Source organism: Pauljensenia sp. C0254C2 (assembly GCF_056583835.1).
Map to the genome: position 1 here is coordinate 1 of NZ_JBWPJO010000017.1, position 16,374 is coordinate 16,374.

The 16,374-nt window shown below is 58.8% G+C and carries 12 protein-coding genes and 1 riboswitch; of the genes, 2 read left to right on the forward strand and 10 right to left on the reverse strand.

Translation table 11 applies throughout. The features are described from left to right. Positions 1-297: 297 nt before the first annotated feature. Positions 298-1,119, reverse strand: coding sequence for an exodeoxyribonuclease III (locus AC1DA5_RS09750; RefSeq protein ID WP_058237095.1), 822 nt, complete (start codon positions 1,117-1,119; stop codon positions 298-300). Positions 1,120-1,275: 156 nt separating this feature from the next. Between AC1DA5_RS09750 and AC1DA5_RS09755 the strand changes: the two genes are divergently transcribed. Beyond that, positions 1,276-2,283, forward strand: a complete 1,008-nt coding sequence (locus AC1DA5_RS09755; protein WP_070724925.1) for a cation diffusion facilitator family transporter — start codon at positions 1,276-1,278, stop codon at positions 2,281-2,283. A gap of 16 nt (positions 2,284-2,299) precedes the next feature. Here the strand turns inward: AC1DA5_RS09755 and AC1DA5_RS09760 are convergent, their stop codons facing one another. The 6 genes from AC1DA5_RS09760 to AC1DA5_RS09785 all read right to left on the reverse strand — a co-directional run bounded on the left by AC1DA5_RS09760 (position 2,300) and on the right by AC1DA5_RS09785 (position 9,733). Then, positions 2,300-3,211, reverse strand: coding sequence for a bifunctional methylenetetrahydrofolate dehydrogenase/methenyltetrahydrofolate cyclohydrolase (locus AC1DA5_RS09760; RefSeq protein WP_070724921.1), 912 nt, complete (start codon positions 3,209-3,211; stop codon positions 2,300-2,302). Next, positions 3,208-4,500, reverse strand: coding sequence for a serine hydroxymethyltransferase (gene glyA / locus AC1DA5_RS09765; protein ID WP_058237098.1), 1,293 nt, complete (start codon positions 4,498-4,500; stop codon positions 3,208-3,210). Before glyA ends, AC1DA5_RS09760 begins: the two co-directional genes overlap by 4 nt. A gap of 74 nt (positions 4,501-4,574) precedes the next feature. Continuing rightward, positions 4,575-4,659: riboswitch (ZMP/ZTP riboswitch) on the reverse strand. Positions 4,660-4,702: 43 nt separating this feature from the next. After that, positions 4,703-5,581 carry a formyltetrahydrofolate deformylase gene (gene purU, locus AC1DA5_RS09770; protein ID WP_092648751.1) on the reverse strand — a complete coding sequence of 293 codons (879 nt, stop codon included), beginning with the start codon at positions 5,579-5,581 and terminating at the stop codon, positions 4,703-4,705. Between the two features lie 122 nt (positions 5,582-5,703). Beyond that, positions 5,704-7,032: an amidohydrolase gene (locus AC1DA5_RS09775; RefSeq protein WP_070724917.1), complete on the reverse strand. Its 1,329-nt coding sequence runs from the start codon at positions 7,030-7,032 to the stop codon at positions 5,704-5,706. Positions 7,033-7,041: 9 nt separating this feature from the next. Next, positions 7,042-8,625: a C4-dicarboxylate transporter DcuC gene (gene dcuC, locus AC1DA5_RS09780; RefSeq protein WP_092648753.1), complete on the reverse strand. Its 1,584-nt coding sequence runs from the start codon at positions 8,623-8,625 to the stop codon at positions 7,042-7,044. Positions 8,626-8,743: 118 nt separating this feature from the next. Further along, positions 8,744-9,733, reverse strand: coding sequence for a malate dehydrogenase (locus tag AC1DA5_RS09785; protein WP_058237102.1), 990 nt, complete (start codon positions 9,731-9,733; stop codon positions 8,744-8,746). Positions 9,734-9,960: 227 nt separating this feature from the next. Between AC1DA5_RS09785 and AC1DA5_RS09790 the strand changes: the two genes are divergently transcribed. Beyond that, entirely contained in the window at positions 9,961-11,109 is a 1,149-nt protein-coding gene (locus tag AC1DA5_RS09790; protein ID WP_257590291.1) for a PPK2 family polyphosphate kinase, read from the forward strand. Between the two features lie 193 nt (positions 11,110-11,302). Here AC1DA5_RS09790 and AC1DA5_RS09795 read toward each other — a convergent pair whose 3' ends face one another. From AC1DA5_RS09795 to AC1DA5_RS09805, 3 genes are all read right to left on the reverse strand, one after another. After that, on the reverse strand, positions 11,303-11,581 hold the full coding sequence (locus tag AC1DA5_RS09795; RefSeq protein WP_154955707.1) for a hypothetical protein: 279 nt from the start codon (positions 11,579-11,581) through the stop codon (positions 11,303-11,305). A gap of 378 nt (positions 11,582-11,959) precedes the next feature. Then, on the reverse strand, positions 11,960-13,702 hold the full coding sequence (pgi, locus tag AC1DA5_RS09800; protein ID WP_058237104.1) for a glucose-6-phosphate isomerase: 1,743 nt from the start codon (positions 13,700-13,702) through the stop codon (positions 11,960-11,962). A 48-nt stretch (positions 13,703-13,750) separates the two neighbouring features. Then, positions 13,751-16,111: a 6-phosphofructokinase gene (locus tag AC1DA5_RS09805; protein ID WP_257590293.1), complete on the reverse strand. Its 2,361-nt coding sequence runs from the start codon at positions 16,109-16,111 to the stop codon at positions 13,751-13,753. Positions 16,112-16,374: the final 263 nt, after the last annotated feature.

The following is a 16,374-nucleotide window of genomic DNA, read 5'->3' on the forward strand; positions in this document are numbered from 1 at the left end:
AAACCAGCGCCCCATTCCTGTTAACCAAACCCCACCAAGTCCTCACCGACCACGCCGAAAAAACCCACGGACACTAAACAGGAAGAACAGTCGCAAACGAACAGCACAAGCAACGCAACACTATTCAGCAAAACTAGCAACGCACCACACGTGAACGTTTGAAACTCAGCAGTATCGTGCGGGCGATCCAGGGTCATGAGGTAGAAGACTGGCGAGCGTCGTCAGATCGGAAAGAGCCTATTTTTTCAGGAGATCTGGCTCGCACACACTGCTGTTCTTCAACGGGTGTGATTGCAATTAATCGAACTCATACGACACGGTCAAAGCGGCATGGTCTGACATGCGCGCATCGTAAGAGGCGGCGCGATCAATCGAAAAGGACCGTGCCTTTTGCGCCAGATCCGGCGTCACAAACTGATAATCAATGCGCCACCCGGCGTCATTATCGAATGCTTTGCCTCGCCACGACCACCACGTGTATGGGCCTTGGACATCCCCCGCAAGCTCGCGGACGGTGTCGCACCAGCCACCCTCGGCCCATGACGACACAAAGGCAATTTCCTCGTCGAGCACTCCGGCACGCTTGTTGTGGTTCGGCTTCCAGTTCTTGATGTCCAATTCGGAGCGAACGATGTTGAAATCTCCCGCAACGAGAGCTTGACGCCCCTTCGCCGAATTCGCAGCTTTCAACAGTTCGCTCATGCGCGCTGACACCCTCGGCAGGTGCGCCATCTTGGCATCCTGCTTCGGTGTATCCTTCTCGCCCGAATGGAAATACGCCGACACAAGCGTCAGTGGAGTGGCAAATTCAAGGTCTACTTCCAGCCAGCGACCCGAATCCACATCACTTTCCTGGTCGTCCAGCGTTGTCCGCACGTCTCCGATCAGCGCCTCGTTCTCAATCGGGACAGCGACTGCTACGCCCGCACGCCCTTTCGCCCGCGATGGCACGGCCACAACATGCCACTGCGACCCCAGAATCTCACGCGTCACTTCTTCCGGCGCGCGCACCTCCTGCATCAGGAGGACGTCGGGGTGCTGGCGGTTCAACCAGTCGTTCAGTCCTCGTTTAGCGGCAGCGCGGATCCCGTTGAGGTTGACAGTCGTGACGTTCAGCATGCCTCTATTGTGCCCGAAACTTCACCGAGTGGTCGCTTGCAAGCGACCACTCGACATCACGGACTTGGCAAGGCAGCGAGAAATGGCTACTCTATAGCCAACCAAGGATACCCCCTTGGGGTATTGATTTTCGTTGTCACCTAGCGAAAGGACGCCATGTCGCCCGATGTCGAGCATCGCGATTGCTGCGAGGAGTCGGAGCAATCATCACCCCACAGCAGGCCCACATCCGCCGAGAAGTCGCTTGCAAGCGACCACTCGCATTCACATTCGCACTCGCATGCTGCCAGTTCCCGAGGGCGTCTGATTGCAGCCTTGTCCATTACGGCAACTGTCCTCCTCGTCGAGACAATCGGCGGCGCACTTTCAGGATCACTCGCACTTTTTGCAGATGCCGGCCACATGGCGGTGGACTCCACCGGGCTGGTGATTGCGCTGATCGCGGCTCACCTTTCGCTGCGCCCGCGCACCGACAGATTCACATGGGGTCTCGCACGATCCGAAGTTGTCGCAGCGGCACTGCAGGCAGGTATGCTCGCCGCGATCTGCGTGATGATCGCATATGAAGCCATCGGCCGCTTCATGAACCCCGAGCAACTCGACACCCGCATCATGCTGATCGTCGGTATCCTCGGCCTGGCTGCAAACGTCGCTTCCCTACTCGTGCTGATGGGGGGCCGCAGTTCCTCGTTGAACATGCGCGCAGCGTTCCTCGAGGTTGCCACCGACGCGTTAGGGTCGGTCGCGGTCATCATCGGTGCGGTCGTCGCCCATTTCAGCGGATGGCTCCAAGCGGATGCCCTTGCCTCACTGCTCATCGCGTGCATGATGGCTCCGAGGGCGATCACGCTTTTACGCCGCTCGGTGGCGATCCTGATGGAGGAAACACCACCCGGCCTGGAACTGGCAACGGTGCGTGAGCATATGCTCCATGTTCAAGGAGTCGAAGACGTGCATGACCTGCATGCCTCGACCATTGCGACAGGAGTGATAGCCCTGACGGCTCACGTCACCGTCCAACCCGAGTTGAACGAGCACGAGCGATCCGACATTTTGCACACACTCGCCAGCTGCGTACAGGACCACTTCCCCGTCACGATCACGCATTCCACGTTCCAGTTGGAAAGCCCACAGCACCGCGAACATGAACAGTTAAGGCACTAAGCTCACACCTGCGCATCTACACCTGAGCGGAGAAACCCGCCTGTCGCTCAGCCATTTCAACCACGTTCGCCAACAGGAGGGCACGCGTCATCGGCCCGACGCCACCGGGATTCGGTGACAGCCATGCCGCAACACGATCAACTCCGTCGGCCACATCTCCATGCAGCCGCGCCCGGCCATCAGCTTCCGTCACGCGAGAAACGCCAACATCGAGCACCGCCGCGCCTTCACGCACCATGTCAGCGGTGATCAGTCCCGGCGAGCCAGCCGCAGCCACAATCACGTCAGCATTGCGCACCTGTTCAGCGAGGTTGCGCGTGCCCGTATGGCACAGCGTCACGGTCGCGTTGATGTTCTTACGGGTCAGCAGCAATCCAATCGAACGGCCGACGGTCACTCCCCTGCCAACCACGCATACATTCGCGCCATTGAGCTCCACGCCGTAGCGCTCCAACAGCTCAATGACGGCGCGCGGCGTACACGGAAGGGGCGAGGTGATGTCACCTTTTGCGCGCAGCACCAAGCGGCCCAGGTTCATCGGATGCAGGCCGTCAGCGTCCTTATCCGGATCGATGTGCTCCAACACGGCCTGGGAATCGACCCCGACGGGTAGCGGAAGCTGCACAATGAAACCCGTGCAGGCAGGATCAGCGTTGAGCTGGTCGACAGCCTGCTCGATATCAGCCTGAGAGGCCGACTCGGGCAAGTCAATGCGAATCGACTCGAGGCCAACCTCCGCACAGTCACGGTGTTTGCCGGCAACATAGGTCACTGACCCGGGATCTTCACCCACCAGGATTGTTCCCAGTCCTGCATGAACACCGGCTTCACGCAGACGTGAGATGCGCTCAGCAAGCTCGCCCTTTATAGCAGCAGCGGTGGCTTTCCCATCCAGTACCTGTGCGGCACCTTCCCACGGCGCTCTCACTGCTGCAGCCCGTCGTACAACGGGAAGGCATCAGTCAGTGCACGCACGCGCGCCTGCAGACCCTCCATATCCACTGTCTCCTTGGAGGCCGCCTGAACCAGTGCGGTCGCGATGATGTCGGCAACTTCGGTGAACTCCTCATCACCAAAACCGCGCGTAGCCAGCGCCGGCGTTCCGATACGCAGACCGGATGTGACTGCCGGTGGGCGCGGGTCAAACGGCACAGCATTGCGATTGACCGTGATGCCGACTTCGTGCAGCAGATCCTCAGCCTGCTTGCCGTCAAGAGTTGAATCAACCAGGTCAACGAGCACCAGGTGCACATCGGTGCCGCCGGTGACCAGCTTGATGCCGACCTTCTTCGCATCGTCGCGTCCCAGACGCTCTGCAAGTTTCTGCGCGCCAGCAAGAGTTCTGACCTGGCGGTCCTTGAACTCCGGGGTCTGAGCCACTTTCATTGCTACGGCCTTGGCAGCCACCACATGCATCAGCGGGCCACCCTGCTGACCTGGGAACACAGCAGAATTCAGCTTCTTGCCCCACTGCTCGCCGCGCGCGGACAGGATCATGCCGGAGCGGGGACCCCCCAGTGTCTTGTGGACCGTCGTGGTCACCACGTCGGCGTGGGGCAGTGGGCTTGGGTGCAGTCCGGCTGCAACGAGGCCGGCAAAGTGCGCCATGTCAACCCACAGCGCAGCGCCAACCTCGTCGGCAATGCTGCGGAAAGCAGCAAAGTCAAGGTGACGAGGATAGGCCGACCAGCCGGCAATGATCACACGGGGACGCTCACGCAGCGCCACTTCACGCACCTGGTCAGGCTCGATACGCATTGTTGTGCGGTCAACTTCGTATGCGGTGGCGTGGTACATCTTGCCGGAAAAGTTGATGCGCATTCCGTGTGTCAGGTGGCCGCCGTGAGCCAAGGACAGACCCAAAATCGTGTCCCCCGGTTTTGCCATCGCCATGAGCGCGGCGGCATTGGCCTGCGCGCCTGAGTGTGGCTGCACGTTGACGAAATCGGCACCGAACACTTTCTTGGCGCGTTCAATTGCGAGACTTTCAGCAACGTCCACTGCCTCGCACCCGCCGTAGTAGCGGCGTCCCGGGTATCCTTCGGCGTACTTGTTGGTCAGAACTGATCCCTGAGCCTGCAGGACTGCACGCGGGACAAAGTTTTCCGACGCGATCATTTCAAGGGTGGCGCGTTGACGGTTCAGCTCATCATCCAGCACCTTTGCGATGTCAGGATCGAGTTCGGCCAACGTATGGGAGTTGAGAGAATCACTCATTGCTGCTCCAGTTTTCAATTCGCTTGTCTGGCTTTCACTATTGGCGAGGATGGCCCCAGCCGTTCCTCGCTCGGTTGCGTGGCCCAGGCGGGCGACCGCGACAACCCTATTTCGCTCCCCGGTGGTCATCCCACCTGTTCGCCAGTTGCGACAGATTCATCTTATCAACTGTGTTCCGCTGCGGAAACCGCCAGTGCGGACACTAGCGGGAGAATACGACGGTTCGGTTGCCGTTCATCAGGACACGGCGTTCAGCATGCCAACGCACTGCCTGCGCGAGGACTCGGCGTTCAACATCCTGCCCCAGCTCCACCATGTCGCGGGTGGAATCGGCGTGCGTGACTCGCGTGACGTCCTGCTCGATGATCGGCCCTTCGTCCAGGTCGGCTGTAACGTAGTGCGCGGTTGCGCCGATGAGTTTGACGCCGCGTTCGTGAGCCTGGGCGTATGGGCGCGCGCCTTTGAACGAAGGCAGGAATGAGTGGTGAATATTGATGACGCGTCCGGCCATTTCACGGCATACCGAATCAGACAGGATCTGCATATAGCGGGCCAGGACGACCAATTCAACCTGCTCGGACTTGATGAGGTCAAGAAGTTCTGCCTCGGCGCGCACTTTTGAATCCTTGGTGACCGGAATACTGAGAAAGGGGACGCCGTAGAACTGTGCGACCGGCGCGAGGTCAGGGTGGTTACCGACAACTGCAACCACTTCGATAGGCAGACCTTGAGAGCGCTGCCGATAGAGCAGGTCCGTGAGACAGTGCCCTTCGCGCGAAACCATAATGACGGTGCGAAGCGGTCGCCCCAACTGGTCGACGCGCCAGGTGGCGTTGAACTTGTCGGCGATTCGTGTCAGGCCTTCTTCGACAGGACCTCGACCGACAGGTGATTCAGCTTCCATTCGCATGAAGAACAGGCCGGTATCCGGGTCACCGAATTGCTGCGACTGAATGATGTTGCCACCGATGTCGCTCATGATGCCGGAGGCCGCGTGAACAATTCCTGGCTGGTCCGGGCAGGAAAGAGTAATGACAAGCTTGTCGATTGTCGAGGGGGGCACTGTCGAATCATGTTCCATAGTCCTAAGGGTAATGATTCACAGGCACTCCGGCCTAATCCAGTCCACCGCTTCTGATACGTGGTGTGCGCCGAGTGGTCGCATGCATGCGACCACTCGGCGCCATAACGATGTGAACTCGGTCAGTGTGCGGCTGGCATTTCCGCGATGGCGGCTGCGCTGATGACGCGCACTCCTTTGGGCAGGACAGCTTCATCCACCGTGAACTCGACGGAGTGCAGGCCGCCCTTCGACGGAGTGAAGATCAGCAGCAATGAGGCCTTTCCGCCGTTGTCCTGGACTCGCTTCATCATGAATGCGTAGTCTTCGGAAGCGGTCATTTCCACCCACTTCGGGTCATTGGCGCGTACGCCCACCAACTCGCCAGCTTCAGCGATTCGGTCCATCAGGTCCGGATCGGAATCCAGGGAGATGGCCTCTCCCATGCGCACGATCTCGTAGTCGCACTCATACATCTGTGCAGCCGCTTCGATCACGGTGCGGGCTCGGTGCTCCATGTACTCGTTGATCTCGGTCGTTGAACCGCGAACTTCCATCTCAAAGTGTGTATGATCTGCGACAATATTGCGGGTATCGCCGGCAACGATCTTGCCGACACTCACGCGGGTCGCCCCTTCTGAGTGGCGCGAAATCGCATACAGGTTCAACACTGCGGTGCACGCGGCGAGAATGGTGTTCTTGCCTTTTTGCGGCGCGCCTGAAGCGTGAGCTGCCAGTCCTTTCAGATTCACGTCGTACTTCGTGGTGGCCAGAGCCCCGCCGGATCCGGGCGCGTAGTCGGATTCTTCGAAGTCGTGTGGCCACACGTGTTGCGCGAACATGACGTCGACGTCATCGACATGGCCGGCGGCCACCATCGATTTCGCTCCGCGAACGCCTTCTTCAGCGGGCTGGAACAAAATCTTCAGCGTTCCTGACCAGGAGTCCTTCATCTGTGCCATTGTGCGGGCAACACCCAGCCCCATCGTGATGTGAGCGTCGTGTCCACACGCATGCATGGTGGAGGCGTGAATGGAGTTAAAACCCTCATCCGCCGGGTAGTACCCCTTTTCTGAAGATTCCTGCAGCGGCAGCGCGTCAATGTCGAAGCGCATGCCGACAGTGGGGCCGTCCCCATTGCGGAGAATTGCCACAGTACCCGTGTGTCCTCCGGCAATCGAGTGAACAAAGTCGGCGTCGGCACCCTCGTCAATCGCGCGGGCGATTGCGGCCTCATCTTCTTCGGAGCTGGGCAGTCCCATTCGCTCCTCAGACAGGCACGCGTCCTTTCCCTGCAGGACCTCATAGCCCCACTCGCGCAGATGCTGGACGATGATCGACGTGGTGCGGTACTCGAGGAATCCGAGTTCAGGATGTGCGTGGAAGTCGCGGCGCCACTGGACCAGGTCATCGGTCATGGCGTCGACATTCGATGTGAGTGTTTCAGCGATCTGCATTGGTAAAAGTGCCATGTTTCCTCCTTAAATGAGGGCTCGAAGCAGGTAATCCCACACGATCGACGAGGTGACCATGATCACGTAAGCGGGGATCATGACGGGGATTGTTCGTTTGACGAGGTCGACCGGGCTGACATCACCAAGTCCGGCAACTGCAATCACGACGCCTGCGATAGGCGACATGGAGCGACCGATGCCTGATGCCAGTTCCATTGGCTGAGCCAGGAACACGGTGTCAACGCCCAGGGGTTTGGCAATGTCGGGGATAAGTTCTGAGAACGCGAACCACGGTGCGTTGCCGGAGCCCATCAGGACCGCTGACAGGAAGATCACCAACGTCATGATGATGGTGATCGGAATTGCCCCCATATTGAATCGCTCGGCGCCATCAATAATGAACGAAATAAACCCGAGCTGGGTTAAACCGGCAGCAAACATCTGGCCGCCGACAATGAGTGTCACGATGTTGACGAATTGGCGACCCATGCCCTCGAAGAAAACGGAGAAAGCGTCCGCGCCGCGTTGGAATGAACGGTAGCGAATCATTTCGCAAATAACGGCGAGCATTCCGGAAATAATCATGGCAGTTGCCACGTTCATTTTGATGCTGGTAATCACGAAAGGCGAGAAAACAATGAGCAGGACCAGTGGCGTAAATGGAAGGAGCGCGTATGCCTTCGGGGTCGGCTTGTCGACACGTTCAGCTTCCTTGGTGTCCGCCTTGGTCTTGGCGGCGGTGTCGGACCCACCATTTGCAGCGCGTTGTGCCAGGGCCGACTTTCCGCCCGAGGACCTTTTAATACCTGCGAGCTCAGCCTTGATTTCATCCCAGTCTGCTTTGTCGGGAGTAGTTCCGGCCTTGCGGTCGAAGTACTGCTGGACGAAGTAATGGAGGATGAACACCGATGCGACGACCACCAGTGCGACGGGCAGCTGGTACTGAATAAAATATTCCTGGACGGTCATGCCGGACGTCTGGGCCGCCATATTGGCGTTTGAGGAAGCAGGGCCAAGGTCCAGACAGCTGCCGGTCGCGATAACGCCCGTGGCAGACAGTTTCGAGATTCCCAGGGATCGCAGGAGCGGATAGACGGTCACCATCAGCAGCATCGCCAGGCCAGCTGCCGATGGAATGATCAAGCACAGTGTCTGAGCCAGGATGTAGGTGGAGGCAAGAACAACGTAGGGCTTGTTGATCTTCTGGAGCGGTTTGGTTGCGATGGCGACCAGTGCTGATGATGCACCGACTCGGTCCATGACCAGCGAGAAACCGCCGACCGCCATGATGATCAGACCGAGCTTGGCACCTAGATTCCCGAACGTCTGAGTGATCTGGTCGAAGACATCCAGGAACGCCGAGCCAGTGGTCTGGTCTTCATCCATCAATGGTTTCATTGACAGTGGAATAGCGCAAAGCAGCATAAATAGACCGGAAAAAATCAGGACGGTCTGCGGATGATAACGGTGAAAAATCAGATACGCCACAACCACGGTCGTGGCAGTCGCTATGAGGAACCCAATCATTTGAATCCTTTCGATATTGTTTCCACACTGCATCGTTGAAGTGATAACAAACTCTATCTCTGAAAACAGGGATGGCGCACCCATATTCAAGTATGCCAGTCACAGCACAAAAAGAACGCTGGATGCGCCTCCTGATTATTGCTCGTGGAGCAAGTCAGGGAGGGCGTTCCAGCGTTCTTCTGGACTGTCCTGCTGGCGAGAACTACTTGATGAAGCCGAGGGCTTTCACTGCGTCGTATTCTTCCTGCAGAGCCTTGATGTTGTGGTCGATGCCGGCGCGGGTGGCTTCGGAGATTTCGAGGCCTTCAACGATCTGGTATTCGCCGTTCACTGCGCGCACCGGGAAGCCGAAGGAGAAGCCTTCAGGAACGTCGTAGTGCGAGCCATCTGAATGGACACCAGCGGTGACCCATTCACCTTCGGGCGTGCCGTGGATCCAGGTGTGCATGTGGTCGATTGCGGCGTTGGCTGCCGATGCCGCTGAGGACGCGCCACGTGCGGCGATGATGGCGGCGCCACGTTTGGCAACGACAGGGCGGAATTCCTCGTCGAGCCACTTTTCGTCAACCAGGTCGGTGGCCGGCTTTCCGTCAACGGTGGCGTAGGAGACATCCGGGTACTGGTCGGCCGAGTGGTTGCCCCACACAACAATGTTCTTGATGTCGCTGACAGCTGCACCGGTCTTGTGGGCCAGTTGGCTGATGGCGCGGTTGTGATCCAGACGCATCATGGAGGTGAAGCGGTCGGCTGGCACATCGGGCGCAGCGTTGGCTGCGATCACGGCGTTCGTGTTGGCGGGGTTGCCCACGACCAGGACGCGCACATCATCGGCTGCGCCAGCGTTGATTGCGGCACCCTGAGGTCCGAAGATTCCGGCATTGGCTTCAAGCAGGTCAGCGCGCTCCATGCCCTTCGAACGCGGGCGTGCACCCACGAGCAGGCCAACGCTGGTTCCCTCGAATGCCTTGGTGGCGTCATCGAAAATGTCGACGCCGGCCAGCAGCGGGAATGCGCAGTCGTCGAGCTCCATGGCTGTGCCTTCAGCTGCCTTGACAGCCTGAGGGATCTCCAGCAGATGAAGCTTGACTGGAACGTCGGGTCCGAAAATTGCGCCTGATGCGATGCGGAAAAGCAGCGCGTATCCAATGTTTCCAGCGGCACCGGTTACGGTGACGATTTTGGGTTGAGCCATGATGTGGAACTCCTTGATTGAATGATCGAGCGTTCCCGGTAGGGTTCGCGTTCCGGCCCGGATCCGTGCTCCGAGCTCTCATGACAAGCCTACGGCGCAATTTTGTCCTTTACTAGGGAAAGCAGTCCCAAGTTTGCGACGACTCTGTGCAAAACGGTCGATCTTTTCCGCGTTTACAGGCGTTTCTAAGGTGTAAAAGAGTCGCCCTCGTCACTAAAATGTCACCCATGGGTTCGAAGAAGAAAAAGAAGCGCGCCGACCGAGCAGATGCCGTGCCTACACGTGCCTCGACGATGGATTCTTCCCGGCAGCGAGGCTGGACAACTGATCCGCGCAAACTGCTTGCCGTTCACGGAGAGCTGGATTTGGCAACCATTTACCGTGACAAGACTCCCGGCTGGGACGAGGGTAAGAAGGACGGCCAGAAAGCTATGGAAGATCAGGCAACTGATCTGGCCGAGCTGCAGGAACGACTCTTTGCGCAGGCTCACAGCGATAACGGCAGCTCTGAAGCAGTGTTGATCGTCCTCCAAGGGCTTGATACCGCCGGTAAGGGCGGCATTGTGCGGCATGTGATGGGGTTGGTGGACCCGCAGGGCGTGTCTCTGGCGGCGTTCAAAGCCCCCACGAAAGAAGAACTCAAGCACCATTTTCTGTGGCGCATTCGCCGCGAGCTTCCCGAACCTGGAATGATTGGCGTGTTTGACCGCTCCCACTATGAGGATGTCTTGGTGCCGACGGCGCAAAAACTGGTGGGTCACGATGATGAGCATGGGCGCTCATGGGTCGTCGACGACAAGACCCTTCGAGATCGCTACCGCGCCATCAGGCGTTTCGAAAAGCGCACCCTGGAAAAGGGTATTCATATCATCAAGATTTTCCTTGCGATTTCTTTTGAAGAGCAGGGGGAGCGGCTGCGTGAGCGCCTCGACCGTCGTGACAAGCACTGGAAGTTCTCGACTGGCGACTTGGTGGTGCGCAATGAGTGGTCGCAATATCAGCAGGCGTATCAGGAAGTGATTTCGCGGACCTCCACTGATGACGCACCGTGGTATGTTGTCCCCGCTGATCGCAAGTGGTATGCGCGATTGGCGGTTTCAGAGATTCTGCGCCGCACGCTTATCGACATCAATCCGTCGTGGCCTCAGGCCGACTTCGATGTTGACCAGGCGCTTGTTGATTTGGAGAAGACGACGTCGCCGGAGGCTTTGGCTCGCTTTGCGTTCGAGTGTTCAGATTCGCATGAAGAGTTCCTCGACGCCCTCGCCGTAATGGACGAGGACGACGAGGGTGACTCTGATGACTCACAGTCTGCTGGTTCAGGTGATGATGCGGATGAGATTCGCCTGTCAACCGACGCGTTCCGATACAACTAACTGTCGGAGCACGTAGCTGCCGGAACACGGTGAGCGCGGTAGATGCACGGGCGTGCTCACGGTGATTCGTACAGCATGCCCGCGCCGCGGGGCTTGGGCCGTCAGGCGCTCCGCAGTTTGAGCCATCGGAGAAGGCATCCGCCCCTTCCGGGGCGGCCACACGTTTACTGGCGGGAAGTACCCTTCGCGTCGTTTACAGGCGGCGGATAAACTCCACTGCAACTTCAAGCGGGACAGGATCTTGCTTGATGAGGGCCCGCGTTGCCCTGATTTCGCCGCGTTTATCGGTGTCGCGGATGAGGCGCAGTGAGTCTTTATCAACGGGAGATTCTCTTAACATGCGGTCGATTGAACCGCCGTACTTGGCGGTGAAGTAGTCGGTCCGGTTGCTCGGCATTTTTCGCCGCGCAACCACCGCTGCGGCGGCGATCAGAAGGATTAGAACTACAGCCACAATAAACCCGACAATCATCACGGACTCCATCCCTCGACGTTTGCCTCCATTTCGGCTTTCTTGAGATTCCCCCTCTAGGATGTCAGAACTCGGGGAACATCCTTGGCCTACTGCCGTGTTGTTGAGATTTTATCTGCACCGACTTATGTGCCGGTGTGTATGTTTTTCTTACCATGTCGTCCACAGAGTTTCTACCTCTCTTATAAATGCCGACCGCGACCGAATGTCGGCACTTAGAATCTTCGTACTGAAGCGCCCGAGTCCTACCATGAGCTACACCGTCGTTAGCTCACCGCACACAAAAGTGGCTGCAGGAACTATCTCAGTTCCTGCAGCCACTGGCAAGCATTCAGATATACGGCGCTGAGTCACCCCGTCGGCTTACCCATCGGTTGCTTAGTCCCGCCGGTAGGCGCGGTAGTACTCGATCAGCGCGCGAGTCGAAGAGTCCACCGACGCCAAGACGTCCTCATCGCCGGTAATGGCAGGCATCAGGCCGCGGGCGAGCACTTTACCAAGCTCCACACCCCACTGATCGAAGGAGTCAATCCCCCAGATCGCGCCCTGGACAAAGGTGATGTGCTCGTACAGAGCTATCAACTGCCCCAGAACTGACGGTGTCAGGCTGGGTGCCATGATCGACGTGGTCGGACGGTTTCCACCGAAGATGCGTGCCGGCACGATTTCCTCGGGAGTGCCTTCCGCGCGTACCTCCTCAGCAGTCTTGCCAAACGCCAGTGCCTGAGTTTGAGCGAAGAAGTTCGACAGGAACAATTCATGCATATCGGCACCATTCTCACCGGCACATTCGTCGCGCAGATTCCACGTCGGGTTGGCGAATGCGATGAAGTCGCTCGGCACCATGCGGGTCCCCTGATGAATCAACTGGTAGAAAGCATGCTGACCATTCGTGCCAGGCTCACCCCAGAAGATTTCACCCGTGTCGTAGTCCACCCGAGCCCCGTCATAGCGCACTGATTTGCCGTTGGACTCCATCGTGAGCTGCTGCAGGTAAGCAGGGAAACGGTGCAGATACTGTGAATATGGCAAAACCGCGTGAGTGTCAGCACCCAGGAAGTTGCCGTACCACACGTTGAGCAGACCCATCAGCAGGGGTACGTTGTCTTCAGGTTTGGCGGTCGCGAAGTGCTGGTCAACCGTGCGCATACCGGTGAGGAATTCCTCGAAGCGTTCCGGACCAATTGCCACCACAAGGGACGTACCAACCGCGGAGTCCACCGAATAGCGCCCGCCGACCCAGTTCCAGAATCCAAACGCGTTGGCAGGATCGATGCCGAATTCTTCGACCTTGTCCAGAGCAGTCGACACCGCAACGAAGTGGCGCGAGATCGCTTCTCTTTCACTCACCGTTCCGGCGCTCTGCTCACCAGCGGCGCCCGCCGATTCGGCAGAGCCACCCTCGGCAATGATGCCGCGTTCGCGCAACCCGGACAGCAGCCATTGACGCACGACCTTGGCGTTCGTGATTGTCTCAAGGGTTGTGAATGTCTTCGAGGCCACGATGATCAGCGTGGTCTCAGGGTCAAGGTCCTTCGTTGTTTCTCCCGCATCGGTCGGGTCGATGTTGGAGATGAAGCGGCATTCGATGCCATCCTGGACGTACGGCTTGAGCGCCTCGTATGCCATGACGGGACCGAGATCGGATCCGCCGATGCCGACGTTGACAATTGTCGTCAACGGTTTTCCGCTGGCGCCCAACCACTTTCCTGCACGAACCTTGTCCGCGAAGGCGTAGATCTTCTTGAGTTCTGCGCGCACATCCTTGACCACGTTGACACCGTCAACTTCCAAAACGTCATCGGGTGCGCGGCGCAGGGCGGTGTGCAGCACTGCGCGGTCCTCGGTGACGTTGATGTGCTCGCCGCGCAGCATGGCGTCGCGCCGCTCCCCCACGTTGCACTGCTGCGCCAGCTCAAGGAGGCGCTCCAGAACGTCGGAGGTGATGAGGTTCTTCGACAGATCCACGTGCAGGTCACCCACGCGTCGCGTCCACTGCTGGGCACGGTTCGGCTCGCTCTCGAACCATCCGCGCAAGTCAGGAACAAAGACTTCTGCCAACTCGTCGAGTTGTCCCCAAGCTGAGGTTGTTGTCGGATTAACGGGAGCTTCCATCCCCATTGCGTCCTCCTTCATAGAGCGTATGTCTGGGTCACAGTGCCGCAGCGCTCACTCGCCATCAGCTGGAACAGGCTCAGCCAGCGAGATCGACACGTCGGCCAGTGGTGTATCTGAATGCTCCAAGGATACGGCAGACAGCACGGGCAGCAGTTCGAGCCACCATTGTTCAATTGGCCTGCGGTTCTCAGAGTCCAAATCAGCTGACATTGATTCTACCGGCCGCGCCTCAATGTCGTTTTCAATCATCCCGATATAGACCGCGCGGTGGTCATCAGCATCAAACTGTTCAGCCAGGTGCTTCAATGCGTAATACACGAGCCTTGTGGCGAGCAGTCGGTCAAAGGGAGTCGGTGCTCCTCCCTGCTGCAGATGGCCGAGGGCGGAGTCACGCACGTCGAAAAGCCCTTGACCTTCAGCTTCGAACACTGAGGCGAGGAATTCTCGGTCATAATGCGCGGACACTTCTTCATTGACAACCACCAGGAACAGGCGCCGACCTTCTTCGAACGCTCTGCGCATGCGCTTGGCGTCCTTGTCCAGATCGGCCAAGTCGAAATTGCGCTCATGGATGTAGGCGTATTCGGCGCCGGTCGCCATCGCGGCCATGAGGGTGAGGTAGCCGCAACGCCTGCCCATCGTCTCGGCAACAAAGCAGCGCCTCGACGCGGCAGCCGATTCCTTGATACGGTCCAGCGCCCACACAGCATTGTTCAGCGCGGTGTCAGCACCAATAGACAGCTCCGCGCCGGGAAGATTGTTGTCAATTGAGGCCGGCACCAGGATCATCGGAATCTTGAACGCTGGGTATCGTACCCGCTCAGCAGTCATATGTTGGACTGCCAGGTACGCGTTCAGTCCTCCGATAATGACGAGGGCGTCGATGCGGTTGCGTTCGATTGCACGGCCAATCTCATAGAACTGTTCCACTGTCGGAATCGCGCGGCGAGTGCCCAGCTCCGCTCCACCGTGGAAGGCCCAGCCTTCTACGTCAGACCACGTGAGATCGCGGACTCTCCCATCCATCAGGCCTGACCATGATCCGTCAACGCCCAGCATCCGCCAGCCTCGTGCGATACCCAGACGAACCGCTGCGCGAGCTGCAGTGTTCATACCAGGTGCCAGTCCGCCGACATGCAGGATCGCGACTCGTTTCGCGTCGTCTGCAATCGTGATGTCAACCGGAGGCGCTGACAGTATCTCATTGACTTCCAGCATGGTTGAGAACGAGGAACCTCGCGCCTGCTGCGCTGCCGTGTAGTCGCCAGCCGCGATCATCGCTTTGACGGAGCGTGTGCGTTTAATTGCTCTGGTGAGCGGAATACGAGTGACGCGATTGTGGCGCACGCCCAGCACACATGGGGAAAAATCGTCGCCTGCTTTCACAAGTTCCTGGACGGCTGCGTATCCGAGCAGTGTCGACATCCAACGGTCGTATGCCGAGGGTGATCCGCCTCGCTGAGTGTGGCCCGGGATTGTGATGCGGGGGTCTTCGCCTGTTCCTTCACGTAACGCGTCGGCCACGTTTTGCGTGGTGATTGGTTCGCCGTCTTGGTCGGTGGCTCCTTCTGCGACGAGGATCATCGATTCGCGTCGTCCGGCTGCACGTCCTGCGAGGAGCTTGGAGCACATGTCTTCCTGCCAGCCGGGGCCTGCCGGGTTTTCCGGCGTGAATACATAATCCGCGCCGCCTGCCACTGCCGACATGAGCGGGAGGTACCCGCAATGCCTGCCCATTACTTCGATGATGAAGGTACGTTGGTGCGATGCCGCGGTGGAGGATATGTGATCGATGGCGTCGATGATGCGGTGCAGCGCGGTGTCCGCACCGATCGTCATATCTGTGCCGACCAGGTCGTTGTCGATGGATCCAACCAGGCCGACCACCCGAAGGTACTCATGGCGGCGGGCGTCCTCATCGCTGATTTCCCCCTCGTCGCGAAGCTCACGGATGTGTTGGGGCCACTCGTCCTGAAATTCTTCTGAGCCTGACAGGGAGCCGTCGCCGCCGATGGTGACGAGCCGGTCGATTCCGTTCCTGACAAGGTTCAGGACTGCGCGGTGGCGCCCCTCGTACTCGCGGAATTCGTCGCACCGTGCTGTGCCGATGATGGTTCCGCCTTCAGCGAGGATGCCTGACGCGTCTGACCATCCCATTTCCTTGATGGCGTCTCCGCCGCTGACAGCACCTGCCCACCCTTCCATAATGGCGTAGGGGTGCGCCCCGCGGGCCAGGCAGCTGCGAACAACGGCGCGCACGGCTCCGTTCATTCCTGGAGCGTCACCACCAGACGTGAGGACGCCGATTCGCGGAGCATCAGGATCTGTGTCGACCTGCGGCGTATTGGGATCATGCGTATTCGACGAATTATCGAGGGTCATTGCCTCGGTGCTGGTTGGCTCAGTCGACATGAAGTTCCTCCAAAATCGTACCGGTGCATCTGCGTTGCTGGCCTCGCAGGTCACGAAGTTCAGCATGCCCGTAACTAGACTACCGTCAATTGGCCCGATGGGGCATCTCGCAATTGCCCGCTCATCGTGTCAGTGACGGCCAACGCGGCGCCAGTGAATTCTCGCTTCACCATTGCGACACGCGTTCCTCCCTTCGCCCGTTTCTTTCCCCCTCACTTTCCCCCCCTCGCCCCTCTTCATTCCCCTGCCCCCTCACGCCGTTG

Excerpts from the sequence above, each read along its gene's own strand:
- AC1DA5_RS09750 (WP_058237095.1), bottom strand. The coding sequence starts at position 1,119 with ATGCTGAACGTCACGACTGTCAACCTCAACGGGATCCGCGCTGCCGCT.
- AC1DA5_RS09755 (WP_070724925.1), top strand. The coding sequence starts at position 1,276 with ATGTCGCCCGATGTCGAGCATCGCGATTGCTGCGAGGAGTCGGAGCAA.
- glyA (WP_058237098.1), bottom strand. The coding sequence starts at position 4,500 with ATGAGTGATTCTCTCAACTCCCATACGTTGGCCGAACTCGATCCTGAC.
- purU (WP_092648751.1), bottom strand. The coding sequence starts at position 5,581 with ATGGAACATGATTCGACAGTGCCCCCCTCGACAATCGACAAGCTTGTC.
- AC1DA5_RS09775 (WP_070724917.1), bottom strand. The coding sequence starts at position 7,032 with ATGGCACTTTTACCAATGCAGATCGCTGAAACACTCACATCGAATGTC.
- dcuC (WP_092648753.1), bottom strand. The coding sequence starts at position 8,625 with ATGGGTGCGCCATCCCTGTTTTCAGAGATAGAGTTTGTTATCACTTCA.
- AC1DA5_RS09785 (WP_058237102.1), bottom strand. The coding sequence starts at position 9,733 with ATGGCTCAACCCAAAATCGTCACCGTAACCGGTGCCGCTGGAAACATT.
- AC1DA5_RS09790 (WP_257590291.1), top strand. The coding sequence starts at position 9,961 with ATGGGTTCGAAGAAGAAAAAGAAGCGCGCCGACCGAGCAGATGCCGTG.
- AC1DA5_RS09795 (WP_154955707.1), bottom strand. The coding sequence starts at position 11,581 with ATGATTGTCGGGTTTATTGTGGCTGTAGTTCTAATCCTTCTGATCGCC.
- pgi (WP_058237104.1), bottom strand. The coding sequence starts at position 13,702 with ATGGGGATGGAAGCTCCCGTTAATCCGACAACAACCTCAGCTTGGGGA.
- AC1DA5_RS09805 (WP_257590293.1), bottom strand. The coding sequence starts at position 16,111 with ATGTCGACTGAGCCAACCAGCACCGAGGCAATGACCCTCGATAATTCG.